This is a genomic window from Amycolatopsis sp. NPDC049159 (assembly GCF_040648295.1).
Classification (GTDB): domain Bacteria; phylum Actinomycetota; class Actinomycetes; order Mycobacteriales; family Pseudonocardiaceae; genus Amycolatopsis; species Amycolatopsis pretoriensis_A.
This window is the reverse complement of sequence record NZ_JBEZDL010000003.1, coordinates 183,822-207,896: the sequence shown is the minus strand read 5'-3', so window position 1 is coordinate 207,896 and position 24,075 is coordinate 183,822. Positions and strand designations below refer to the sequence as shown.

At 71.8% G+C, this 24,075-nt stretch carries 26 protein-coding genes; 4 read left to right on the top strand and 22 right to left on the bottom strand.

Annotated features, from left to right (window positions below):
- Positions 1-2: 2 nt before the first annotated feature.
- From AB0B33_RS07165 to AB0B33_RS07100, 14 genes are all read right to left on the bottom strand, one after another.
- Positions 3-1,205: an ABC transporter permease gene (locus AB0B33_RS07165; protein ID WP_360767959.1), complete on the bottom strand. Its 1,203-nt coding sequence runs from the start codon at positions 1,203-1,205 to the stop codon at positions 3-5.
- The gene (locus AB0B33_RS07160) at positions 1,202-1,906 is read right to left on the bottom strand and encodes an ABC transporter ATP-binding protein (protein ID WP_281506203.1); all 705 of its coding nucleotides are present in this window, start codon (positions 1,904-1,906) and stop codon (positions 1,202-1,204) included. Before AB0B33_RS07160 ends, AB0B33_RS07165 begins: the two co-directional genes overlap by 4 nt.
- The gene (locus tag AB0B33_RS07155) at positions 1,903-3,195 is read right to left on the bottom strand and encodes an HlyD family efflux transporter periplasmic adaptor subunit (protein WP_360767955.1); all 1,293 of its coding nucleotides are present in this window, start codon (positions 3,193-3,195) and stop codon (positions 1,903-1,905) included. The genes AB0B33_RS07160 and AB0B33_RS07155 overlap by 4 nt, the downstream gene beginning before the upstream one ends.
- A gap of 62 nt (positions 3,196-3,257) precedes the next feature.
- Positions 3,258-3,596, bottom strand: a complete 339-nt coding sequence (locus tag AB0B33_RS07150) for a hypothetical protein (RefSeq protein WP_247015374.1) — start codon at positions 3,594-3,596, stop codon at positions 3,258-3,260.
- 13 nt (positions 3,597-3,609) lie between these two features.
- The gene (locus AB0B33_RS07145; protein WP_360767952.1) at positions 3,610-4,056 is read right to left on the bottom strand and encodes a hypothetical protein; all 447 of its coding nucleotides are present in this window, start codon (positions 4,054-4,056) and stop codon (positions 3,610-3,612) included.
- Entirely contained in the window at positions 4,053-4,589 is a 537-nt protein-coding gene (locus AB0B33_RS07140) for a hypothetical protein (protein ID WP_247015378.1), read from the bottom strand. Before AB0B33_RS07140 ends, AB0B33_RS07145 begins: the two co-directional genes overlap by 4 nt.
- Before the next feature lie 18 nt (positions 4,590-4,607).
- Entirely contained in the window at positions 4,608-5,579 is a 972-nt protein-coding gene (hemB, locus tag AB0B33_RS07135) for a porphobilinogen synthase (protein ID WP_360767949.1), read from the bottom strand.
- A gap of 86 nt (positions 5,580-5,665) precedes the next feature.
- Positions 5,666-7,198 (bottom strand): bifunctional uroporphyrinogen-III C-methyltransferase/uroporphyrinogen-III synthase, encoded by a 1,533-nt coding sequence (locus AB0B33_RS07130; RefSeq protein WP_360767947.1) that lies wholly within the window; start codon positions 7,196-7,198, stop codon positions 5,666-5,668.
- Positions 7,199-7,283: 85 nt separating this feature from the next.
- On the bottom strand, positions 7,284-8,231 hold the full coding sequence (hemC, locus tag AB0B33_RS07125; protein ID WP_247015384.1) for a hydroxymethylbilane synthase: 948 nt from the start codon (positions 8,229-8,231) through the stop codon (positions 7,284-7,286).
- 2 nt (positions 8,232-8,233) lie between these two features.
- Positions 8,234-9,541 carry a glutamyl-tRNA reductase gene (locus AB0B33_RS07120; RefSeq protein ID WP_360767943.1) on the bottom strand — a complete coding sequence of 436 codons (1,308 nt, stop codon included), beginning with the start codon at positions 9,539-9,541 and terminating at the stop codon, positions 8,234-8,236.
- Entirely contained in the window at positions 9,538-10,446 is a 909-nt protein-coding gene (locus tag AB0B33_RS07115) for a redox-sensing transcriptional repressor Rex (RefSeq protein WP_360767941.1), read from the bottom strand. The genes AB0B33_RS07120 and AB0B33_RS07115 overlap by 4 nt, the downstream gene beginning before the upstream one ends.
- Positions 10,447-10,689: 243 nt before the next feature.
- The gene (locus AB0B33_RS07110) at positions 10,690-12,273 is read right to left on the bottom strand and encodes a molybdopterin-dependent oxidoreductase (protein WP_360767939.1); all 1,584 of its coding nucleotides are present in this window, start codon (positions 12,271-12,273) and stop codon (positions 10,690-10,692) included.
- Between the two features lie 64 nt (positions 12,274-12,337).
- Positions 12,338-12,574 carry a glutaredoxin family protein gene (locus AB0B33_RS07105; RefSeq protein ID WP_247015393.1) on the bottom strand — a complete coding sequence of 79 codons (237 nt, stop codon included), beginning with the start codon at positions 12,572-12,574 and terminating at the stop codon, positions 12,338-12,340.
- Between the two features lie 10 nt (positions 12,575-12,584).
- Positions 12,585-14,096, bottom strand: a complete 1,512-nt coding sequence (locus tag AB0B33_RS07100; protein ID WP_360767935.1) for an AMP-binding protein — start codon at positions 14,094-14,096, stop codon at positions 12,585-12,587.
- A gap of 313 nt (positions 14,097-14,409) precedes the next feature.
- Here AB0B33_RS07100 and AB0B33_RS07095 point away from each other — a divergent pair, with 313 nt between their 5' ends.
- From AB0B33_RS07095 to AB0B33_RS07085, 3 genes are all read left to right on the top strand, one after another.
- Positions 14,410-15,102, top strand: a complete 693-nt coding sequence (locus AB0B33_RS07095) for a sigma-70 family RNA polymerase sigma factor (RefSeq protein WP_247015397.1) — start codon at positions 14,410-14,412, stop codon at positions 15,100-15,102.
- Positions 15,103-15,214: 112 nt separating this feature from the next.
- Positions 15,215-16,282, top strand: coding sequence for a DUF5667 domain-containing protein (locus tag AB0B33_RS07090; RefSeq protein WP_360767931.1), 1,068 nt, complete (start codon positions 15,215-15,217; stop codon positions 16,280-16,282).
- A gap of 78 nt (positions 16,283-16,360) precedes the next feature.
- Positions 16,361-17,269, top strand: a complete 909-nt coding sequence (locus AB0B33_RS07085) for an HAD-IB family hydrolase (RefSeq protein ID WP_247025383.1) — start codon at positions 16,361-16,363, stop codon at positions 17,267-17,269.
- 16 nt (positions 17,270-17,285) lie between these two features.
- Here AB0B33_RS07085 and AB0B33_RS07080 read toward each other — a convergent pair whose 3' ends face one another.
- From AB0B33_RS07080 to AB0B33_RS07060, 5 genes are all read right to left on the bottom strand, one after another.
- Positions 17,286-18,260, bottom strand: a complete 975-nt coding sequence (locus AB0B33_RS07080) for a lysophospholipid acyltransferase family protein (protein WP_247015401.1) — start codon at positions 18,258-18,260, stop codon at positions 17,286-17,288.
- Positions 18,261-18,367: 107 nt separating this feature from the next.
- A complete protein-coding gene (locus AB0B33_RS07075; protein ID WP_247015403.1) occupies positions 18,368-19,411 on the bottom strand; it encodes an NAD-dependent epimerase/dehydratase family protein in 1,044 nt (347 codons plus the stop codon).
- Between the two features lie 256 nt (positions 19,412-19,667).
- Positions 19,668-19,769, bottom strand: a complete 102-nt coding sequence (locus tag AB0B33_RS07070) for an AURKAIP1/COX24 domain-containing protein (protein ID WP_007030867.1) — start codon at positions 19,767-19,769, stop codon at positions 19,668-19,670.
- Between the two features lie 155 nt (positions 19,770-19,924).
- Entirely contained in the window at positions 19,925-20,140 is a 216-nt protein-coding gene (locus AB0B33_RS07065) for a helix-turn-helix domain-containing protein (RefSeq protein ID WP_013222402.1), read from the bottom strand.
- A gap of 182 nt (positions 20,141-20,322) precedes the next feature.
- Entirely contained in the window at positions 20,323-20,883 is a 561-nt protein-coding gene (locus tag AB0B33_RS07060; RefSeq protein ID WP_360767928.1) for a carboxymuconolactone decarboxylase family protein, read from the bottom strand.
- Positions 20,884-20,924: 41 nt separating this feature from the next.
- On the opposite strand from AB0B33_RS07060, the gene AB0B33_RS07055 reads away from it, so the two are divergent.
- On the top strand, positions 20,925-21,251 hold the full coding sequence (locus tag AB0B33_RS07055) for a helix-turn-helix domain-containing protein (RefSeq protein WP_360767925.1): 327 nt from the start codon (positions 20,925-20,927) through the stop codon (positions 21,249-21,251).
- Here the strand turns inward: AB0B33_RS07055 and proC are convergent.
- The 3 genes from proC to AB0B33_RS07040 form a co-directional block, all read right to left on the bottom strand.
- Positions 21,239-22,048 (bottom strand): pyrroline-5-carboxylate reductase, encoded by an 810-nt coding sequence (gene proC / locus AB0B33_RS07050; protein WP_360767922.1) that lies wholly within the window; start codon positions 22,046-22,048, stop codon positions 21,239-21,241. The two genes, AB0B33_RS07055 and proC, sit on opposite strands and share 13 nt — an antisense overlap.
- 175 nt (positions 22,049-22,223) lie before the next feature.
- Positions 22,224-23,051, bottom strand: coding sequence for a thioesterase family protein (locus AB0B33_RS07045; protein ID WP_247015411.1), 828 nt, complete (start codon positions 23,049-23,051; stop codon positions 22,224-22,226).
- Between the two features lie 134 nt (positions 23,052-23,185).
- Positions 23,186-23,998, bottom strand: coding sequence for a sugar phosphate isomerase/epimerase family protein (locus AB0B33_RS07040; RefSeq protein ID WP_247015413.1), 813 nt, complete (start codon positions 23,996-23,998; stop codon positions 23,186-23,188).
- Positions 23,999-24,075: the final 77 nt, after the last annotated feature.

Here is a 24,075-nt window from a genome sequence, read left to right as displayed (position 1 = left end):
CCTTATTCGTGACGCAGCGCGTCGATCGGCCGCAGCTTGGCGGCCCGGTTCGCCGGGAAGCTGCCGAAGAACAGCCCGATCAGGGCGGATACGGCGAAAGCGAGCAGGATCGACGACGGCACCACGACGGGCTTGATCCCGGAGATGGTGAACCGGCTGCCGATCAGCCCGATCGCGACGCCGAGCAGCCCGCCGAACAGGCTGAGCATGGTCGCTTCGGCGAGGAACTGGCCGAGGATGGCCGCGCGCGGGGCGCCGATGGCCTTGCGGATGCCGATCTCGCGGATCCGCTCGGTCACCGTGACCAGCATGATGTTGGTGACGCCGATGCCGCCGACCAGCAGCGAGATCGCCGCGACCGCGGCCAGCAGCACGGTGAACGTCTCGGTCGCCGACGTCCGGGTCGCGAGCAGCTGCTCGGAGTTCTGGATCTGGTAGTCGGCGGTGCCGCCGAGCCGGATGCCGTGACGGGCGTTGAGGATCGCGGTGATCTCGGACTGGGCCAGCGAGACGGAGTCGGCGCTCGTGGCCTGGACGGCGATCTGGCTGAGGCTGCCGTACCCGGCGAGGGAGTTCTGGACGGCCGAGATCGGCGCGATGGCGACGTCGTCGGCGTTCTGCAGCCCGGTGCTGCCCTTGGCCTGCAGCACCCCGACCACGGTGAACTGGATGCTGTTGAGCAGCACGTTCCTGCCGACCGGGTCAGCGGTGCCGAAGATCGACTCCGCCGTCGTCGGGCCGAGCACGACGACCTTCCGCGCGGCCGTGACGTCTTCGGCGGTGAACAGCTGCCCCTGGGCGAGGTCACGGTTCGTCGTCGCGAAGTACGCCGGTTCGGTGCCCGCGACGCTCGAGATGTCGTACGACGTCTGCCCGTAGGTCGCGGTCGCCGTCGTGTTCACCACCGGCGACGCGGCCTTGACGTCGGGGGCGCCGACGGGGTCGACGAGCGCGTGGGCGTCCTGCACGGTCAGCGGCCGCGCGGACGCGCCCTGCCCGCCGCCGCGCGCCGGCGAGACGTTGACGACGTTGGTGCCCAGGCCCTGGATGCTGGCCGCGATGGCCGCGGACGCGCCGTTGCCGACCGCGACGAGCAGGATCACCGCGGCGACGCCGATGGTGATGCCGAGCGTGGTGAGCGCCGAGCGCAGCTTGTTCGCGGTGAGCCCGCGGACGGCGAAGCGCAGGATTTCGAGGAGGTTCACGAGACCGCTCCCACGGCGCGCGTGACCTCGTCCGACACGATGAGCCCGTCGTCGACCCGCACCACGCGGTGCGCGTGCGCGGCGACCTCGTCCTCGTGCGTGATGACGACGATGGTGCGCCCGAGGGAGTTGAGCCGGTCGAACACACCGAGGACGTCTTCGGTGCTGCGCCGGTCGAGGTTGCCGGTCGGCTCGTCGGCCAGCAGCATCGCCGGGCCGGTGACCAGCGCCCGCGCCACGGCGACGCGCTGGATCTGCCCGCCGGACAGCTCGCTGGGCAGGTGCTTGGCCCGGTCGGACAGCCCCACCATCTCCAGCGCCGCCAGCGCGCGCCGCCGCCGCTCCGACCGCTTGAGTCCACTGTAGACGAGTGGAAGCTCCACATTGGACAACGCGGACGTCCGCGGCACCAGGTTGAAGGACTGGAAGATGAAACCGATCTTCCGGTTGCGCAGCAACGCCAATTGCCGCTCGTTCAGCCGTCCGACGCCGAAGCCGTCCAAGAGGTACTGGCCGGACGTCGGGACGTCGAGGCAGCCCAGCATGTTCAGCAGCGTCGACTTCCCCGAGCCGGAGGCACCCATGATGGCGACGTACTCGCCCGGCCAGACGGTGAGCTCGACGCCGCGCAGGGCGTGCACCGCCGTCTCGCCGGCGCCGTAGGTCTTGCGCAGCCCGGAGACCGCGATCACCGGCTTCACCCGCGGCCGCCGAATCCGCCGCCGGCACCCGTGCCCGTGCCGCGCTGGCCGCCGCCCGGGAACCCGCCGGTCCCGCCGCCGGGGAACCCGCCGGTGCCGCCCGTCCCGGTGCCGGTCCGGCCGGTGCCGGTGGCCGAAGACGTCCCGGTGAGCACGACGTTCTCGCCCTCGGTCAGCCCGGAGGTGATCTGCACGGTCGACTCGCCGCGGAGGCCGACCTGCACCTGACGCGTCACGTTCCGGCCGTTCTCCTGCACGGTGACGACGTTGGTGTTGCCCGCGGTCGTCACGGCCGCGGCCGGCACGCTCAGCGCGTTGTCGGCGGAGGCGACGGTGATCACGACGCTCGCGGACTGGCCGGGCCGCAGCCCGTCCGGCGGGTCGGTCAGCGCGAGCTGGGCGCCGTAGGAGACGACGCTGCCGCTCGTGGTCGGGGTCAGGTTGACGCTCGACACGGTGGCCTGGACCGGCTTGTCCGGCAGCGCGTTGAGCGTCACCGTGGCCTTCTGGCCGGCCTTGACCTTGCTGACGTCGATCTCGGCGACCGAGGTGTTCACGACCAGGCCGGTCATGTTCGTGATGGTGATGAAGCCGCTGCTGCCGGAGCTGGAACTGCTCGACGCGGCGCTGCTCGACGAGCCCTGGCCGCCCTGACCGCTGCCGCTCGACGACGGGGAACTGCCGGCGCTGCTGCTCGCCGAGCCGCTGGAGGACTGCTGCCCGACGGTGCCGTTGACCGCGGTGACGGTGCCGGCGCCGGGCGCGTAGAGCGTCGTGTTGTCCAGGGTTTCCTGCGCGGTCTGGACGTCCAGCTGGGCCTGGTCGAGCTTGGCCTGCGCCGAGGTGACGCTGTTCGCCGCCGATTGCGTGCCGTTCTGGCTGTTCTGCCCGGTCGCCGGGGTGTCTTCGGCGTCTTCGGCGGAGTCCAGGCTGTCCTGGGCGACCGCGAGGTTCGCCTTCGCGACCTGAAGCTGTTTCGCCGCCTGCGTGCTGTCGATGGTGGCGAGCTTCTGGCCGGCGCTCACGACGTCGCCGACCTTCACGTCGATCGACGTGACCTTGCCGGCGCCCGAGAAGTTCGCCGCGCCGGTGTAGCTGCTGGCGAGCGTCCCGGCGGCGGAGATGGTCTCGGTGACCGTCGCCCGCCGCACCGGGGTGCTGCGCGACTGCGCCTGCGCCGTGCTCGGTTCGGGGCTGAATGCCTGGTATATCCCGAAACCGGCCCCGGCCAGCAGTACGACCAGAGCACCGTTGATCACCCATGCCTTCGAGGCACGCCCGCGCGTCATGCGGCTACCTTGGGACCGCCGCTTAGCAATTGACTGGGGGTTCCCTGTGCGGGAGCTGTGTATCAGTCCTTGCGCTTGAGCTGCCGCGCACGCATCGCGAGCAGCAGCTGACGCACCGCGTCGACCAGCAACAGCGCGGCCACGGTGCCGAGCCCGATGGCCGCGGCGAGCGACCCGCCGAAGTACCGGTGGGACTCGAGCACGGCGCCGTCGTCGGTGCGGGTGACGACGGTGGCGGCGCCGGAGTGCCAGAGCGCGTAGGCCGCCCACCCGGCGGCCACGGCCAGCACGACTTCCACGACGGCGACGAGCAGCCGCCACGGCTTGTTCAGCCGGGCCTGCGGGCCGGGTTCTTCCGGCGGCCAGAGCTCGGCCCCGGTGGGCTGCGGAAGGTCGATCACAGCGGGGATTTTCTCATGCTTCCGTCGGCGTCGCCCGGACGAGCCGGTCGAGCGCGTCCTGCAGGGCCTCGACGTCCTTCGCCCACGCCAGCACGACGGTGCCGTCCGCGAGCTCCACCGGCAGCGAGTCGTACTTCCGCGGCACCGACCAGCCGCCCCCGAGCACGCGGGCGCCGACCGGGGCACCGACGTCCGTCACCGAGGCGAGCTGGTCCGCCGGGACCTTCTCGCGGCCCTGGCGAAGCTGCTTCGTCGTCACCTCGAGGGAGAGGAAGCGGCGTCGCGCGTACACCCACGGCACCGTGATCACGCACAGCCCGGCGCCGACCAGCAGCCAGCCGACGACGTGCACCGGACCGCCCGTCACCAGCTCGAACAGCGCGCCGACGACCGCGAACACCGGGCCCCAGACGACGGCGCCCCAGCTCACACCGGACTCGGCGTAGAGCCGGTCGCTCACGGCTTGCGGCCGGCCTTCGGGAAGTAGCTCGCGACCGACGGCAGGTACATCATCACCAGCGCGATCACGAACAGCAGCACCGAGACCAGCGTCAGGTAGTTGATGATCGGCGCGATCGTCATGATCAGCAGCAGCATCACGATCGGCAGGATGGTCAGCACCGTCCGGGCCGAGCGGGTGCCTTCGCGGGCCTTGTACGCGAAGAGCAGGAACAGCAGCACGAACACGACCGCGCCGCCGAGCAGGTACCACAGCAGCGTCGTGACGCCGTCCGCGATCATCTGCGGCGTGTACTTCGAGTCGGTGGTCGCCTTCACGAACTGGTCGATGACGGCCGACTTGCTGCTCAGCAGCTGGACGTAGCTGAGGATAAGCACCACGCCACCGGCGAGCCACAGCCAGAACGACAGGGCCACCGGCCGCGGCGGCGTCGCCTTGGGCGCCTTCTGCCCCGGCAGCACCGGATCCGGCGAGCGGCCCTTTTTGCGGCGTTCGTCGTCGGTCAGACCGGTGAGGTCCTCTTTGTCTTCCACGGCCAGGACTCTAACGGGTCAGTCCAGCCAGGCAGCAGCTTCCGCGGCCCAATAGGTGAGGATCATGTCGGCACCCGCCCGGCGGATCGAGGTGAGCACCTCGAGGACGGTCCGTTCCCGGTCCAGCCAGCCGTTCGCCGCGGCGGCTTCGACCATCGCGTACTCGCCCGAGATGTTGTACGCGGCCACCGGCACCGGCGAGATGTCCGCCGCCGCCTTGATCACGTCCAGGTAGGCCAGCGCCGGCTTGACCATGACCATGTCCGCGCCCTCGGCGAGGTCCAGCTCGATCTCGCGCAGCGCTTCGCGGGCGTTGCCCATGTCTTGCTGGTAGGTCTTGCGGTCGCCCTTGAGCTGCGAATCGACGGCCTCGCGGAAGGGGCCGTAGAACGCGCTGGCGTACTTCGCGGAGTAGGCGAGGATGGCCTTGTCGCTGTGCCCGACCTCGTCGAGTGCCCGCCGGATGACACCGATCTGGCCGTCCATCATCCCGGACGGCCCGAGCACGTGCGCCCCGGCTTCGGCCTGCGCGACGGCCATCTCGGCGTACAGCCGCAGGGTGGCGTCGTTGTCGACCCCGCCGTCGGCGTCCAGGACGCCGCAGTGGCCGTGGTCGGTGAACTCGTCGAGGCAGGTGTCGGCCATCAGCACGGTGGCGTCACCGAGCTCCTGCCGCAGATCGCGCAGGGCGACGTTGAGGATCCCGTTTTCGTCGACGGCCCCGGAGCCCTCGGCGTCGCGGGTCTGCGGGATGCCGAAGAGCATGAGCCCCCCGACCCCGGCGTTGACCGCGTCGACGGCGGCCTTCCGCAGCGTGTCCCGGGTGTGCTGGACAACGCCCGGCATGCTCGAGATCGGCCGCGGCGAGTCGAGCCCTTCGGCGACGAACATCGGGAGGATCAGCTGGCGTGGCCGCAGCGTGGTTTCGCCCACCAGCCTGCGCATGGCCGGGGTGGTGCGAAGCCTGCGGGGACGATGCTCGGGGAACACTCCGACCAGGTTACTCCGGTCGTTTCCGCGAAAGCGTGAAGGCCACCTCGAGGAGCTCAAGGTGGCCTTCACGAACTACGCGCACCTCAGGAGCGGCGCGCCCGCTTCGCCTTCCGCGGCGGCGGCAGCGCACCCTCGGCGCGAAGCCGCGCCGCGTGCTCCGCCAGCGCGTCCACCAGGTGCGGCACGTCGGCCTTCTCCGGCTGGACGTCCACTCGCAGCCCGAACTCGACGGCGGTCTCCGCCGTCTTCGGGCCGATGCACGCGACCAGCGTGCGGGTGTGCGGCTTGCCGGCGATGCCGACCAGGTTCCGCACGGTCGAAGACGAGGTGAAGCAGACCGCGTCGAAACCGCCGGTCTTGATCATCTCGCGGGTCTCGGCGGGCGGCGGCGCGGCGCGGACCGTGCGGTACGCCGTCACGTCGTCGATTTCCCAGCCGCGCTCGCGCAGGCCGGCCGACAGCGTCTCCGTGGCGATGTCGGCCCGCGGCAGCAGCACGCGGTCGACCGGGTCCAGGACGTCGTCGTACGGCGGGAACTCGGCCAGCAGGCCTTCCGAGGACTGCTCGCCCGAGGGGATCAGCTCCGGGATGATGCCGAACGAGCGCACCTTCGCCGCCGTCGATTCGCCGACGCAGGCGATCTTCACGCCGGAGAACGCACGGGCATCGAGCCCGAACTCCTCGAACTTCTCCCACACCGCGCGGACCGCGTTGGTGGAGGTGAAGACGATCCACTGGTAGCGGCCGTCGACCAGGCCCTTGACCGAGCGCTCCATCTGCGCCGGGCTGCGGGGCGGCTCGACCGAGATGGTCGGGACCTCGTGCGACGTCGCGCCGTGGCCGCGCAGGCGCTCGGCCATCTCGCCGGCCTGCTCCTTGGTGCGCGGAACCAGGACTTTCCAGCCGTAGAGCGCGCGCGACTCCCACCACGACAGCTTCGAGCGCTGCCCGGCGGCCTGGCCGATCGTGACGATCAGCGGGCCGACGAGCTCGCCGGCGTCGTTGGCGACCTTCTCGAGCGTGGTGTCGAGGGTGCGCTGGGTGTTGATGGTGCCGTTCGCGGTCACCGCGACCGGGGTCGACGCCGGGACGCCGTTGCCGGTCAGCGCCGACGCGGCCTCGGCCAGGTGGGCCGACGTCGCGTGCAGCACCAGCGGGCCGGGCGCGGCGGCCAGTGCCGCCCAGTCGACGTCGCCGCGGACGTCGACCTCGGTGTGCGTGCCGCCCAGCGCGACGCCCGCGTACGCCGGGACGGCCGCAGCCGGGGAGACACCCGGGATGACGTCGAACACGGCGCTCGTGCGCGCGACCGCCTGGACCTCGGCCACCACGGCCGGGGTGGTCAGCGGGTCGCCCGCGACCAGCCGCAGCACCAGCCGGCCGGCCTTCGCTTCGGCGGTCAGGTCCTTGGCGACCTCGGTGGCCTCGCCGACGGCGGGCCGGACCTCGGCGCCCTCGGCGGCCATGGCCAGCACGGCCTGGGGCACGTCGGGGTCGGTCACCACGACCTCGGCCTTGGTCAGCAGCTCCTGGGCACGGACCGTGAGCAGGCCGGCGTCGCCGGGCCCGGAGCCCACGAACGCTACGCGCCCGGTGGTTTTTCGCGCGGGGGTCATCTGTGCGTTTCTCCTCTTGCGGCGGCCGCGCGGGGTCGCACGGACGCAGGTCTCCTACGTCTTCTTCGAAGCGCTCGCGAGAGCGCTACTGAGCGGGACCGGAGAGGGCTCCGGCTCCGAGGTCCAGCAGCTCGGCGGCCAGGTCCTTGCCCAGCTGGGCAGCCTGGTCCTTGTCGGCCAGCGCGGAGGCCCGGACCATGTCCACCGCGCCGTTCTCGCCGTCCACCGCGGCGGTGCCGCGCAGCGAGATCCGTTCCACGACCTTGCCGTCGGCGTCGAGATCTTCGACGATCTCGGCGAGCGCGCCCACCGGCGCGCTGCACCCCGCCTCGAGCGCGGCCAGCAGGGCCCGCTCGGCCGTCACCGCGACCCGCGTGCCCTCGTCGTCCACTGTGGACGCGAGCAGCTGCTCGATGTCCACGTCGGCGGACCGGCACTCCACCGCCAGCGCGCCCTGTGCGGGCGCGGGCAGCATCTGGATCGGGTCGAGGGTCTCGGTGATCACCTCGACCAGTCCGACCCTGGCCAGTCCGGCACGCGCGAGCACCACGGCGTCGAGCTCGCCGTCAGTCACCTTGCGCATGCGGGTGTCGATATTGCCGCGAATCGGCACGATTTCCAAACCGAGACCCAGCGCGCGCAGCTGCGCGGTGCGCCGGGCGGCGCCGGTGCCCACTGTGGACCCCGGCGGCAGCTCGCCCAGCGTGAGGCCGTCACGCGCGATCAACGCGTCCCGCGGGTCTTCCCGCGGCGGCACGGCGGCCAGCGTGATGCCCGGCTCCGGCGCGGTCGGCAGGTCCTTGTACGAGTGGACGATGACGTCGACTTCGCCGCGCAGCAAGGCTTCCCGCAGCGCGGAGGTGAACACGCCGACACCGATCGTCGCGATCGGCGCCATCGACTTGTCGCCGGGGGTGGTCACCTTGACGATCTCGACCTCGACGCCGGTGGCGCGCAGCGCGTCGGCCACCGTGCCGGTCTGGGTCAGCGCGAGCTTCGAACCACGCGTGCCCATGCGAATGACTCTGGTCACTACTACTTCTTCTCTGGTGGGGGCTTCGGGCTCGCCACGGCGGCCGGTGCCTGCGGGTCGAGGCAGAACAGTTCTCGCAACGCGTTCGCGTAGTCGGTTTCGGCCGTCTCGGCGGCCAGCTGCTTGACCCGCACCGTCGGCGCGTGCAGCAGCTTGTCGACCACCCGGCGGACCGTGCGGCCGACCTCTTCGCGAACGGCGCCGTCCAGCTGGGGGAGCCGGTTGTCCAGCCGGAGCAGCTCGGCGTCGACGACCTCGGCCGCGCGCTTGCGCAAGGCCGTCACGGTCGGCGTCACCTCGGCGCTGCGCTGCCCGGCGAGGTAGTCGCGCACCTCGTCGAGGACGATCCCGGTCGCCTTCGCCGTCTGGCGCTCGGTGGTCGGGGTGCCGGCTTCGCGCATCCGGCGCTGGACGGTGGCCAGGTCGACCACCCGGACGTCGGCGAGCTCGCCGACCTCGGGGTCGACGTCGCGGGGCAGGCCGAGGTCGCAGACGACCAGGGCGCGGCCGCCGCGGGGCAGCACGTGGGCGGGGCCGAAGACGGCGTCCTGCGCGCCGGTGCAGCAGATCACGACGTCGGCGTCGCGGACCGCGTCGGCCACGCCGGACAGCGGCACCGCGCGGGCGGGCACGCCCTGCTCGGTGACGTTCGCGGCGAGCCGGCGGGCGCGGGCGTCGGTGCGGTTGGCGACGGTGATCTCGCCGATTCCGGCCTTGCGCAGCTGCGACGCGCTCAGCGCGCCCATCGAGCCGGCGCCGACGATGACGGCGTGCTTGCCGGCGACGTTCCCGGCCGCGGCGAGCGCTTCGGACACGACCGACGCGCCGAGCTGGTCCAGCCCGGTCTCGGTGTGGACGCGCTTGCCGACGCGCAGCGTCGTCTGGATCAGCTCGTGGAGCGTGCGGCCGACGGTGCCGGCCTCGCGCGCGGTGGCGTAGGCGGACCGGATCTGGCCGAGGATCTGCGTCTCGCCGACGACCATCGAGTCGAGACCCGAGGTGACCGAGAACAGGTGCTCGATCGCGGCGCCGGCGTAGTGGACGTACAGGCTGTCGTAGAGCTCGGCGGGTTCCATCCCGGCCTGGCGGGCGAGCACGTCGGAGACGTCGTTGAGGCCGCCGTGGAACGTCTCGACGACCGCGTAGACCTCGATGCGGTTGCACGTCGAGACGAGCATGACCTCACTGACGTGCTGGGCCTGCTGCAGCTCGTCGAGGATCTTGCCGATCTCGGGCGCGGGGATCGCGACGCGCTCGAGCGTGCTCAGCTCCGCGCTGCGATGCGAGAGACCGACCGCCAAAACGCTCATGAGCGCACCACCATTTCCCGTCCGCCGTCCGGACCCGAGCCGTTCCGCCTGCCGTTCCCATTCTCGGACGGCGCACCGTGGGGGCGTAATCCGGAATTGCCCTGATCCGCGGCGGCGGCGTCGTCCGCGCGGCGGGCCACATGGAACGAGAGTATCTGCAGCTCGACGGCCAAATCCACTTTGCGGACCTCGATGTGAGCAGGAACCTGCAGCACGACCGGGGCGAAGTTGAGGATGCACTGGACACCGCCCGCGACCAGGCGGTCACACACCGATTGCGCCGCGGTGGGCGGGGTGGCGATCACGCCGATGGAGATGCCGCGCTCGGCGCAGATCCGCGGGATGTCGTCCATGTGCGACACCGGGAGGCCGCCGACCGGCACGCCGATCAGGTCCGCGTCCAGGTCGAACAGGGCCTCGACCGGGAAACCGCGCCCCGGGAAGCCGCCGTAGTTGGCCAGCGCGTGACCCAGGTTGCCGATCCCGACCACGGCCACCTTGTGCTGCCGGGTCAGGCCGAGGATGCGCTCGATCTGGCTCACCAGGACGCCGACTTCGTAGCCGACGCCGCGGGTGCCGTAAGAGCCGAGGTAGGAGAGATCTTTGCGCAATTTCGCGGAATTCACGCCCGCGGCTTGGGACAGCTCTTCGCTCGACACCGTCGTCGCGCCCTGGTCGCGCATACCGGACAGCACCCGCAGGTAGACGGCGAGCCGCGCGACGGCCGCTTCGGGGATCGACTTCGCCCGGACGGCCTCGGGGGCATCCCCGTTGCGCCCGGCGGGGACGGCCGGGATCTCGGCGGTGGGGGCGTTGTCGGCGTCCGGGGTGCCCGGGCGACGGGGCCGTCGCGGCGCCCGGCCCGGGGAGTCCGCCGCGTCGCGCCTCCCCCGCTGTGTCACCACGCCCGTCGTCTCCTGCCCGCTGTGCACCCGGCGGCCATCGCCACGGCCGTGCCGAACTGTGTCTTGACCCAGGACGCGGAGTCCGGTTCGATGCCGGACCGCCCGGGGGCGATGGCCAATACGGTAGACCACTTGTGAACGCACGCACAAAGTCACTGGTCGGAGGCGGTTCCCGGGGGCTGGGACGGGCCGCGCGATCATGACACGGCGTCAGAATCCTTGCCGGGCAGGCACTTCCGGCCCTCAGCTCGCGTCGAGGCTCACCGAGTGCCAGCCGGTCGCGCCGTCCGGGACCGGGTCCGCGCGGTTCTCCGTCTGCGTGTACCCGTCCTGGTCGGTGGCCCGGACGAACGCCTGGTGCGTCCCCGCCGGCACGTCGAGCTCGGCCCACCACATCCGCCAGGTGTCCTTGCTCACCTCCGCCGACAGCTCCGCCGGGCGCCAGGCGCCCTGGTCCAGGCGGACCTCCACCTTCGCGATGCCCGTGTGCTGCGCCCACGCCGTCCCCGCCAGGCGGACCTTGCCGGCGCTCACGCGGGCGAACCCGGTCGGCGTGTCGATGCGGGACTCCGTCTTGATCGGCGCCTGCTCGCCCCAGCCGCGGCTGAGCCAGTACGCCTGCCGGTCGCTCCACTTCGTGAACTCCAGCGACTGGACCCACTTCGTCGCCGACACGTACCCGTACAGGCCGGGGATGACGATCCGCGCCGGGAAGCCGTGCTCGACCGGCAGCGGCTCGCCGTTCATGCCGATCGCCAGCATCGCGCCGCGCTGGGGGTCGAGGGCGACGTTCGCCGGGGTGCCGCACGTCCAGCCGTCGACGCTGGTGGCGAACATCTGCTCCGCACCTGCCTGCACGCCCGCCTGGTCCAGCAGGTCCACCAGGTCGACGCCGATCCAGCTGGCGTTCGAGATCAGCGGGCCGCCGACCTCGTTGGACACGCACGTCAGCGTCACCCGGCGTTCGACCAGCGGGCGGCTGCGGATGTCGGCGTAGGAGAACGTCACCTCGCGGTCGACCAGCCCGTGGATGCGCAGGCTCCAGTCCTCGGTCCGGATCTGCGGCACGACCAGCGCGGTGTCGATACGGTAGAAGTCGCCGTTCGGCGTGATGAACGGCGGTGAGCCCAGCTTCGCGAAGTCGGCGTCCGGGGGCAGCGGCGGCGCGGTGCGCGCCGGCACGAGCGGGCCGACGGCGGCCCGGGAGTCCTCGGCGTTCGAGCTGGTCCCGGCCACCTGGCCGACGACCGCCGCGACGCCCGAGCCCGCGACCACGCCGACCCCGGCGCGCAGAAACTTCCGCCGCGACGCCCCCGCATCCGCACTTTCACGTGAAAGTGCGGCCCCCTGGTGCGCACTTTCACGTGAAAGTGCGGTCCGGTGCAGCCAGGTGAACACCGCCAGACCGGCGACCAGCGCGGCGACCGGCGCGAGCAGCGAGACCTGCCCGAGGTCGGAGCGCGCGTAGACGGCGGCGACGCCGGCCGCGCCGAGCACGAAGACCAGGATCTGACCGGCCCGCGGCGTCCGGCGCGAGAGCTGCCCGGCCAGCAGCGCGAACAGCACCAGCACCACGGCGAGCCCGAGCTTGAGCACCGGCTTGTCCCAGGTGCCCAGCGTCCGCTCGGCCCACTTCACGATGCCGGTGGGGCTGTGGTCGATGACGTAGTTGGCCACCGCGATGAACGGCGAAGCCGTGTAGCCGACGAAGCCCGCGACGAGGTGTCCCACGCCGAGCGCGGCGGCCAGCGCGAGGATCCCGATCAGGGTCGCGACCGGCAGCGAAAGCCGGCGCGTCTCCGGGGGCGCGTCCTGCAGAGTGCTCACGCCTCCATCTTCGGAGCAGAAGCGTGAAGAGGCTGCTCGGAAGCGCTTACGGACGTGTTACGGCTCAGGCGAGGGCTCGCCTGAGCCGGTCCTCCTCGACGCGCCAATAGCCGTGCTCGGCGCCGTCGACCAGGATCACCGGGACGCGGTCGCCGTACTCCGCGCGCCACTCCGGGTCCGTGTCGACGTCCTCGGCCCGCCAGCCGACGCCGAGCTCCCCGCAGATCCGCGCGACCTCGGCCTCCGCGACCTCGCAGAGGTGGCAGCCCTCGCGGCCCATGACCGTCACTTCGTGCGCCATGGCGTCTTTCTTACCGCAGCCGCAGGCGGCGCAGCTTCCCGGTGGCCGAGTGCGGCAGCGACTCGGCGAACTCGACCAGGTGCGGCACCTTGTACCCGGCCAGGTGGCCCGCGCAGTGGTCGACGACCTGCTGCTCGGACAGCGCCGCGCCGGCCGCCGGCACCACGAACGCCTTCACCGCTTCGCCGCTGCGCTCGTCGACGACCCCGACGACGGCGGCTTCGGCCACCTCCGGCAGCTGCCCGATGACCTCCTCGACCTCGCGCGGGAAGACGTTGAAGCCGTTGACGATGATCAGGTCGTTGGCCCGGTCGACCAGGTGCAGGTCGCCGTCGACGTCGAGGTAGCCGACGTCACCGGTGCGGAACCAGCCCTCGGCGTCGGGCCCGTGCTCGCCGTCGGGCCAGTAGCCGGAGAAGAGGTTCGCGCCGCGGATCGACACCAGCCCGGTCTCGCCCTCGGCCTCGAAGACGTCGTCGACGTCGTCCGGGTCGAGCGGCACGGCCTGGTCGGTGCCGTCGCTGTCGACCAGCCGCAGCTCGATCCCGGGCAGCGGCCGCCCGACCGAGCCCGGCTTCGGGTAGCCCGTGACCAGCGTCGACGTCACCACCGGCGCGCATTCGGTGAGGCCGTAGCCCTCGAAGACGTCGAGGCCGGTCGCCTCGCGGATCGCGCCCAGCACCTTCGGGTGCAGCGGCGCGGCGCCCGAGGTCATCCGCCGGACGGTGGCCAGGCCCTGGCGCAGTTCGTCGGCGCCGAGCGCGGCGAACTCGGCGTACATGGTCGGGACGCCGGTGATCGTGGTGACGCCGAGTTCGGCGCAGTCGGCCAGGGTGCGCTGCGCCTCGAAGCGCTCCGACAGGACGGCGGTCGCGCCGACGGCGACGGCCTGCAGCAGGCCGGGCCCGAGGCCGTAGACGTGGAAGAGCGGGATGGTGAGCAGCACGCGGTCGTCGTGCTCCAGGACGCCTTCGACGCCGCTGATCTGCTCCAGGTTCGCCAGCAGCGCGCGGTGCGAGAGCATCACTCCACGCGGCGGCCCGGTGGTGCCCGAGGTGTAGGAAACGACCGCGATGTCCTCGCCGGCCCGGCCGGCATCGACGAATTCGACTACTCCATCCGGGCCACCCGACGGCGTGAGCCCGCTCACCCCGGCCGGCAATTCCGCTTCGGCGTCGCGCTGGATGACAACCTTGGCACCGCTGTGCTCGAGCAGCTTCTCGAGCTCCGGGCCGGGTACCTGCGGCGACAGCGGCACGACGACCGCGCCCGCGCGCAGCGCGCCGAAGAACGCGACCGCGAAGTCGACCGACGTCGGGAGCCGCAGCGCGACCGGGTCGCCGGGTGCGACCCCCGCGTCCGCGAGCACCTGGGCCTGGACCTGGGCGGCGGCTTCGAGCTGCCGGTGGGTCAGGACACGGCCGGTTCCGGTTTCGCGCACGGCCGGGTGGTCCGGCCACGTGGCCGCGGCCCGCGAGAGCAGCCCACCGACACCCGACGTCGTCCCCTCTGGAGCACTCACCCGCGGCCCGCCTTTCTCCGATCCCGGCCAAAGCGTTGCAAGTCTGTCATTCGGAGCGACGTCATGGGTGCTGACCGCGAGCGTCGCTTCTACGCAACCCCGGAGCCACTACCTACTTCGCGGTAACCTACGTATGCTGCACTGCGTCGCGGGGTGGTGTTGATCACCGCCGCGACCGGAGAGAGGGAGTCGCCGTGACGAACTTGCTTGCCCACGAAGTCGTGGGGCACGCGAGCCGGCAGGCCCCTGCTCGTCCGGGTTCCGGGGGTACCGTGGCCCGCAGGGCCAGCTTCGCCGCCGGAGGTGCCGCCCGATGACCGTGCCGACCGCCGTGAGCCGCGGGCCCGTCTTCATGTTCGCCGAGCGCGTGTTCGGCCGATCCTCGACGGTGCCGGTGAGCAGGCAGGCGTCCGACGACGAACGCGCCGAGGCCGCGAAGGCCGAGGCGTGGGAGCTCGTGCGCGCCGCGCAGGACGGCGACACGTCCGCCTTCGGCCGCCTCTACGACCGCTACGTCGACGTCGTGTACCGGTACGTGCTGTTCCGGCTCGGCGACCGCGACCTGGCCGAAGACGTCACCAGCGAGACGTTCCTGCGCGCGCTGCGCCGGATCACGTCGGTGAGCTACCAGGGGCGTGACGTCGGCGCCTGGTTCGTCACCATCGCCCGCAACCTCGTGCTCGACCACGTGAAGTCGAGCCGGTTCAAGCTCGAGGTCGTCACCGACGAGGTGACCGAGCCCGGCTCGGCGCCGTTCAGCGTCGGCGCGACCGCGCAGGCGGGCCCCGAGCAGGAGGCCATCACCCGCGCGACCCGCGCCGAGCTGCTGCGCTGCGTCGCGGAACTGGGCGACGACCAGCGGGAATGCATCATCCTGCGTTTCCTGCAGGGCCTGTCGGTGGCGGAGACGGCCGCGATCATGAACCGCAACGAGGGTGCGATCAAGGCGCTCCAGCACCGGGCGGTACGCCGATTGGCACAACTTCTCCCCACCGGATTGCGCTGATCCCGCGAACTTTCCGGTCCGTCGACCGGAACCGGTAACCCCGGCGCCTTCTTAATCGTTACTCCTGCCAGACCGGTGTCAGGACCGGCCATGGCCCGGATGGAGCTGCGCAGTGAGGTTTGCGCGTGAGCGAGCCGAGATCGACCGGTTCGCGCGTGCCCTGGAGCCGTCCCCGGTACGCCGGGACGGCGAGTTCGCCGACGAACTGGTTCTCGTCGGCGCACTGCGCGACCTCGGTGCGGCCGGGGCGCCCGACCTGGAAACCCGGCAGCGGATCCGCGCGGAGATCGCGGGCCGCCTGGAGACGGCGGCGGCCACCCCGCGTCGGAGGTGGCGGCCGCGGACCGCCGACCTGGTGGCCGCCGCGCTCTTCCTGGTCCTGGTCCTCTCGGGCCTGACGCTGGTGCTGTCCCGGAGCGCGTTGCCCGGTGACGCGCTGTACAGCGTGAAGCGCGCCGGGGAGTCGACGGCGCTGGGCCTGACGTTCGGCGACCAGGCCAAGGCGCAGAAGCACCTGGAGTTCGCCACCAACCGGATCACCGAGCTCGGCGAGCTGGCCAGGGAAGACGCGAGCCAGGCCGACTACCGGACCGCGTACGACGACTTCGCCGCCGACCTGAAGGCGGGCGTCGCCCAGCTGGCCACGGTGGCCACCAGCGACGGCGGCGGGGCGCAGGCACTCGCCGACGTCCGGCTGTGGGCGCGCAACCAGGCCGCGCGGCTGACCTCGCAGCCGCTCCCGGCCGACGCGACGCCGGTGTTCGGCGACGTCCGCGACCTGCTGGGCAAGGTCCAGGAGCGCACGAGCGGGCTGGTGGCACGGCTGAACTGCTACGAGATCACCACCGGCACGTCCGACGAGCTGGGGCTGCTCCCGGCGACCGGCGAGTGCACGGCCCGGCCGGCCCCGGCCGCGGGCGAGCAGCCGTCGTCCGGGCCGTCGTCGTCGGTGCCGGGCGAAAGCACCGCACCGCTCGCGACGGGCACGCAGCTGCCGCCTTCGGACGCGGCGGCCACCCCGGGCATCCCGGCCCCGACCGGCGGCGTGACGCCCCCGCCGGTGTACAGCGGCCCGACGACGAGCACACGGCCGCCGTCGACCACCCCGGTGACGTCGACGCCGCCGCTGGTTTCGATCCCGCCGTTGCTGCCGGGCCTGCCGCCGATCGTGATCGGCTGAGGTCCGGGCCACACCTGCGACGGGGCGGTGGGCGGATCGCTACGCTGTGCGAAGGACCCGGACGTGGGCAGACGTGACGTGGAGGCGGTGTGCGTGTCAGCGTGGCGTGGCAGGGATAAGAGTCAGGAGCTGGAACGGCTCGCCGCGCTCGCGGGCGAGGCGTCGGCCGAGGCCGCCCACGCCCGAGTGGTTTCCGAACCCCCCTCGCCGCCCGCACCGCCGGACCTGACCGCGGCGGCGTTCTTCGACGTGGACAACACGATGATGATGGGCGCGTCGATCTTCTACTTCGCCCGCGGGCTCGCCGCGCGCAAGTTCTTCACCTCCGCCGACCTGGCCGGGTTCGTCTGGGGCCAGATCAAGTTCCGGCTCGGCGGCCGCGAGAACAAGGAAGACATCAAGACCCACCGCGAGCGCGCACTGTCCTTTGTGGCCGGCCGCACGGTGGCGGAGCTGACGTCGATCAGCGAAGAGATCTACGACGAGCTGATGGCGGACAAGATCTGGTCCGGCACCCGCGCGCTGGCCCAGATGCACCTGGACGCCGGCCAGCGCGTCTGGCTGGTCACGGCGACCCCGATCGAGCTGGCGGCGATCATCTCCCGCCGGCTCGGCCTCACCGGCGCGCTGGGCACGGTCGCGGAGACGCGTGACGGTGTCTACACGGGACGCTTGGTGGGCGACCTGCTGCACGGCCGCGCGAAGGCGCACGCGGTGCGGGCGCTGGCGTCCCGCGAAGGCCTGAACCTCAAGCGCTGCACGGCGTATTCGGACTCGGCCAACGACATCCCGATGCTGTCGGCGGTGGGCACGGCGGTGGCGGTCAACCCGGACGGCGGCCTGCGCGACGTGGCCCGCGCCCGCGGCTGGGAGATCCGCGACTTCCGCACCGGCCGCAAGGCGGCGAAGATCGGCGTGCCGTCAGTGCTGGGCGCGGGCGCTTTGGCGGGTGCGGTGGCGGCGGGCATGGCCTACCGCCGCCGCTGATCCCGGTGCAAGGTCGTCAGCCGCGGAAGACCGACTTCCGCTGGGAAAGGCGCTGGTACAGCGTCTGCTGGATCGACTCGCGGACCTGGTCGGTCAGCTGGAAGACCAGCATCGGGTCCTCCACCGCCTCCGGCTCGAACTCGTCGGTGCGGATCGGCTCGCCGAACTCGATGCTCCACTTCGTCGGCAGCGGGAGGGCGCCCAGCAGGCCGAAGTGCGGGAAGAGCGGCGTCACCGGGAAGTACGGCAGCCCGAACATCCGCGCGAGGATCTTGATGTCGCCCAGCTTCGGGTAGATCTCCTCGGCGCCGATCACCGACACCGGGATGATCGGCACGCCGGCGCGCAGCGCGGCCGACACGAAACCGCCGCGGCCGAAGCGCTGCAGCTTGTAGCGGGAGGAGAACGGCTTGCCGATGCCCTTGAAGCCCTCCGGCCACACCCCGACCAGCTCGCCCTTGCGCAGCAGGCGTTCGGCGTCCTCGTTGCAGGCCAGCGTCTGGCCGGACTTGCGCGCGAACGACCCCACCAGCGGCACCTGGAACACCAGGTCGGCGCCCAGTCCGCGCAGGTGACGGCCGCCGGTCTCGTCGTGCACCGCGACCGCCGTCATGAGCGAGTCGAGCGGCACCGTGCCGGAGTGGTTGGACACCAGCAGCGCGCCGCCGGAGGCCGGGAGGTTCTCGACGCCGTGCGTCTCGACGCGGAACCAGTTCTTGTACAGCGCGCGCAGCGGCGGCAGGAACACCGCGTCGGTCAGCTCGGCGTCGAAGCCGAACTCGTCGACCGTGTAGTCGCCGGTCAGCCGGTCGCGGATGAAGCCGAGCGCCGAGCGCGCGGCGGCCGAAAGGGGCTCCTCCGGGGATTCCTTCCCCGCGCCCGGGAAGGCGACGACCGGTGCGGCCGCCTCCTCACGGAGGTCCGCCGGGGCTCCCGGCTTCGCCCGGCCCGGTCCGTGCAGGGGGATGACCTGCGCCTCGGCACCGCCCACTGTCTCCGCCTCGCTTCCGAAGTCGTCCGAGTCGTGCGGTCTGCTGTGCCAAGCGGAGCTTCGCTCCGCGCCGGGGGCTCCGCCACCCGGACCCCCGAAGGGCCTGTTCACCGGCTCTGCCCCGTCGCAGCGGCGACGAGCACCTTCCCGGCCAGGCCCGCCAGCTTGGCGCCGTCGAGCACCGGCCGGAGGCCGCGTCCGACGATGTAGTCGTCGAACGCCTCTCGCGTGGTCCACCGCGGGGTGTACCCGAACTCGTTCTTCAGCTTCGTGATGTCGACGACCCGGCCGAAGTTCAGCAGCCGGACCTGGTCGGCGGAAAAGTCCACGACCCGCGCGCCGCGCAGGACCTTGCCGACCGACGGCACCACCGTCCGGGGCATCGGCAGCTCGACCCGGCCCGCTCGCCGGATCGCCTGCGACAGCGTGAGTACCCCGTCCGAGCCGACGTTGAAGACGCCGGGCCGGTCGGTGAGGGTCGCTCGTTCCAGCACGGCCAGCGCGTCCGAAGAGTGCAGCAGCTGGATGCGGGCGTCGTATCCGAAGACCGTCGGGACCACCGGCAGCGCGAAGTAGCGCGAAAGGACGGTGTCGGTCGACGGCCCGATGATGTTGGCGAAGCGGAACAGCGTCGTGGTGATGTCGGGGCGGCGGCGCACCAGGCCGCGCACGTAGCCCTCCATCTCGACGGCGTCCTTCGCGTACCCGCTGGTCGACGTCGGGATGAGCTCGGAGTCCTCGGTGAACACCGCCTGCGAGCGGGCGCCGGCGCCGTAGACCGCCGCGGTCGACTTGACGACCAGCTTGCGGACGAGCGGCGAGCGCTGGCACGCGGCGAGCAGCCGCATCGTGCCGATGACGTTGACTTCCTTGATCGCCGTGCGGCGGCCCGGGCCGGCCGGGTGCGCGGTGCAGGACGCGTGCACCACGGTGTCGACCCTGGCGGTGCTGATCACCTTGGCGATCAGCGGGTTCCGGATGTCCGCGCGGACGAACTCCGCGTGACCCATGCGCTGCAGGACCGTCTTGTCCGGCGGGACCGTGTCGACGCCGATGACCCGCTCGAAATCGGGGTTGTTGCCCAGCCGGGCGAGCAGTTTCCCGCCCAGTTCGCCGGCGACCCCGGTGACGAGCACGATGTTCGACGGCATGCGACTCCCTGCGGCGTAGGGCGTGGTGGGGGTGGACGATCACCCGAAGTGCGCGGGCCTGCACTCACTGGAAGCATCGCGCGGACACCATTGAGATGTTACCGCTCATCAGTGGTAGCTCAGGGGTGTCTTACGTGCTATTAACCGCTTTCCCCCGGAAAGCGACGAAGGCCTCACTCGAACGGGGGGAACCGGCCCACCACATGGACGTGGCCCGTCCAGAGACTGGACGGGCCACGGTCACGCTCGGCAGGGTTTACTTGCCGGCCTTACGACGCTGGACGCGCGTACGGCGAAGCAGCTTGCGGTGCTTCTTCTTCGACATGCGCTTGCGGCGCTTCTTGATCACAGAGCCCATGGGCGCTCCTTAGGTCGTCGTCGGTCACGCTGCCCGGCGCAGCGTCCAACGGGTGGAGCGCACAGGCACGAGCGGTTTTCCAGGTTACCCGTTACCCGGTGCGGGCCGGTCGGCGGGCACGTCGTAAGGCGACGTGCCGCCGGCCGCGACGGGGATCACCCCACGTCGTAGTAAGCGCCCTGGAGGTACTCGTGCACTGCTTTTTCCGGCACCCGGAAGGACTTCCCGACCCTGACGGCGGGCAGCTCACCCGAGTGCACGAGACGGTAGACGGTCATCTTGGAGACCCGCATCAGCGTGGCCACTTCGGCGACCGTCAGGAACTGGACCTGCCCGACTGCCGGCAGATCCTCCTTCTTGTTCGGCGACATGTTTACCGCGTCCTTCGACACGTGTCGCGCCACGAGGCTTCCCCACCTGTGGTATCGACACGCACGTGCTCTATCGAGAGTAGCGGGACTGGTGGGACTAATGCGACGCCTGTCACCGAGATGGGCTCCTACCTGCGCTAACGCACAGGCACCCGCGCGTGCAAGACCCGCGGAATCGCCCATTACGGCGAATCCGGACCCGTCGTGCCCGGTTCGAGGGGCAGCCGGAGCGCCCGGACGGTGAACGAAATCGCGTGGTACCAGCCGCAGACGAGCGTGAGGTCGAGCGCACCGGCTTCGCCGACGGCGGCCACCAGCGCGGCCCAGGTCCCGTCGGCGAGGTCGTGGGTGGCGTGCAGCTCGTCGACGGCGGTCAGCACCGCGCGGTCCCCCGCGTCCCAGCAGCCGTCGGCCGGGCCGCCGGTGGCGAGCGAGCGGACCTGGGCGTCGTCGAGCCCGGCCTTCGCCGCGAAGGCCGCGATGTGCACGCCCCATTCGTAGCCGGCGCCGCACAACGCGGTCGTGCGGTCGATGACCAGCTCGCGCTGCCGGACGGTGAGCGCCGAGTCCCGCGAGAAGTAGTACCGCCCCCAGCCCGCGACGCCCTTGGCCAGCGCCGGGCGGCGGGCCCACACGCGGAACAGCGCGATCGGCGGGCCCAGCCGCTCGAGGGCTTCGGCGGTCTCGGCGTCGAAGGGCGGTTCGAGCGGGGCGATCCGCGGCTGCTTCGATTTCAGAGGCATAACCGGCAAGCTAACATCGGCGCTTCGGAAAGGACAGCACGATGACCCCACTCCCGGGCCGCCCCGTCCGCGGCTCGATGACCGGCCGCCCGGTGATGGCGCTGCTCGACCTGCTCGGCCGCCGCTGGGCGCTGCGGATCCTCTGGGAGCTGCGCGACTCGGCGCTCACGTTCCGCGCGCTCCAGCAGCGCTGCGACGGCGTCTCGTCGAGCGTGCTGGCCACGCGGCTGCGCGAACTGGCCGAGGCGGACCTGGCCGACCACAGCGGCGACGGCTACGCGCTCACCGAGCAGGGCCGTTCACTGTTCGGGACGCTGGTCGAGCTGGACGCGTGGGCGTCCCGCTGGCGGCCGCGTCAGCCTTCGTGAGCCTTGCCCAGCGCCTCGGACCGGTCCTTCGCCGCTTCGATGGCGTCGAGCAGGGCCGCGCGCACACCGTGCTTCTCGAGCTCGCGGATGGCGTTGATGGTGGTGCCCGCGGGCGACGTCACGGCCTCGCGCAGCAGCACCGGGTGCTCCTCGGACTCGGCGAGCATCTTCGCCGCCCCGACGGCCGACTGGATGATCAGCTGGCCGGCCAGCGCACGCGGCAGGCCGAGCAGGATCCCGGCGTCGATCATGGCCTCGACCAGGAAGAAGAAGTAGGCGGGCCCGGACCCGGACAACGCCGTGACGGCGTCCTGCTGCCCCTCGGGCACCTCGACGACCTTCCCGACGTGCGAGAGCAGGTCCCGCACGACGGCGAGGTGCTCCCCGGTCGCGTACCGGCCGGCGGAGATGGCGCTCATGGCCTCGTTGACCAGCATCGGCGTGTTGGGCATGACCCGCACGACCGGCACCCCGTCGGCGAGCCGTCGCTCGTACAGCGACGTCGGCAGCCCCGCGCACAGCGACACGACGAGCGACGACGGCCCGAGCAGCGGCGCGAGCTCGTCGAGCACGGGCTCGATGTCCTGCGGCTTCACGGCGACGACCAGGATGTCGGCCTGCTTGGCGGCCTCCTCGACCTCGACGCCGCGGATCCCGTACCGCGCGGTGAGCTCTTCGACGCGCGCCGGGTACCGCTCGGTGAAGAGCAGGTCGCCCGGCTGGTGGCCGCCGTGCAGCAGCCCCGAGAGCAACGCCTCGCCGATCTTTCCCGCACCCAGCACCGCGATGACCGTCATGCGCTCAAGCGTGCCAAACCCGCCCCGGGCCGCCGGTGCCGGGGCGAGCTGCCGGTCCGAAGGGCCATGAACGACTCGTTCACCACGCCGGACGTCGGGAAAGGGTCGTTCATGACATCGCCGCGCTCGACCGCCGCCGGGGGGGCGGACCCGCCCGCCGCGGCTCCGGACGTCCTCAGCCGCCCGGGGCCGGGGCCAGACCCAGCTGCCGGGCCTGGCAGACCAGCCGGCCCTGCGAGTCCACCACCGTCGCGTCCGAGTCGAACCACGACTCGTGCACCGACCTCGACTCCACCACCACCCGCAGCCAGCCCGGGGCCGGGCGCGTGCGCAGCAGCGCCGTCAGCTGCACCGTCGGGGCCCAGCCGATGCGGCCCAGGTTCATCACCACCGGCGGGTTCACGTCCGACGCCAGCAGCGTGAAGTACGGGTCGACCAGGCTGTGCCGCGGGCGGACCCACAGCCGCATCCGGGGTGGCTCGTCCGTGCGGCCGGCCAGGTAGCCCGCCGTCGCCGGGTCCAGGCGGACCTCGCAGCCCTTGGCCAGGTTGAACGGGCCCTCCGTGCTCTCCGCCATCGCGAGCGCGCCCGGGGGCGGCTCCACGGGCATCGCCGGGACGTCCGTCCACTCCGGGCGGCGCATCGGCAGCCGGCCGGTCGTCACGCGCGCCTCGACGCAGCTGCGGCCGCGCTGCTCCAGGCGGACCTCGACGACCGTCGCGCGGCGGCCGACCTTGCGGACGTCCGTGCGCAGCAGGACCGGGCCCAGCGCCGGCGCGTGCAGGAACTCCGCGCTGACGACGAGGGGCTCCGCGTGCGGCTCCCCGCGTTCGTGCAGGGCGGAGATCGCCGCCTTGGCCAGCAGGGCCAGCAGGAAACCCCCGTGCGGGTGCGAGCCGATGGCCCACTCCGCGCGCAGCACCGCGGTGAAGGTGCCGTCCCCCAGCGACCGCGCCGCACTCGCCGTGTCGAAGGACACGGCCGTGCCGTCCGATCCGCTCACGAACGCTCCGCGCCGAACGGGGAATCCGGAAAGGGGACGATCAACGCGGGCGACGGGTTCACGGTCCGAACTTTACGGGTTGAACGGGCGTAAACGGTGGCGGGAGTAGTCGTGTCCTGTCAGAACGTGCTCGTTCATTGCCCGAGGTGGAAACGCGCGAACAAAAGCGCCTCCGCCAGATCACGCACCCGCTGGGCCGGCGTGCCGGCGTGCCGGGTGTTGATCTCCAGCACGATCTGGCCGGCGAAACCGCTGCTGACCAGCTTCTCGAGGAGTTCGGCGCAGGGCTGGCCACCCCTTCCGGGTACCAGGTGTTCGTCCTTCGGGACGCCGGTGCCGTCCGCCAAGTGGACGTGCGTGAGGCCTTCACCCATTCGCTGCGCGAGCGCCAGCGCGTCCATTCCGGCTGCCGCTGTGTGGGACAGGTCGAGCGTGTAGTGCCGGAAGCCGACGTCCGTCGGATCGATCGACGGCCGGAATGCCGACACCCGGGAAGTGCGCGAACCGCCGGGCGGCCGCACCTTGAACATGTTTTCCACCGCGATTTCGACGCCGCTCGACTCTTCGAGCTCGTCGACGAGATCACCGAACGCGTCGCCGTAGCGGCGTTGCCAGCGAAACGGCGGGTGCACCACGACCGTGCGGGCGCCGAGTTCGAGCGCCGCGTCGACCGACATCCGCAGCCGGACCACCGGGTCCGGCGACCAGATCCGCTGCGTGATCAGCAGCGACGGCGAGTGGATCGACAGCACCGGCACCCCGGTGCGGCGCGACCAGCGCCGCAGCGCCGAGACGTCCTGGCTGACCGGGTCGGCCCAGACCATCACTTCGACGCCGTCGTAGCCGAGTTCGGCCGCCAGTTCGAAGGCCGCACCGGCTTTGAGGGGCCACACCGACGCCGTGCTCAGGCCGACCGGCACCGGCTTCTCGTCTGTCACGCGCGCCATCCTGCCTCGTCACCGAGGGCAGCCGGAGGCGCCGGGCCGGTAGGGGGACGCGGATCACCGCGTCCCCGCGGCGGACG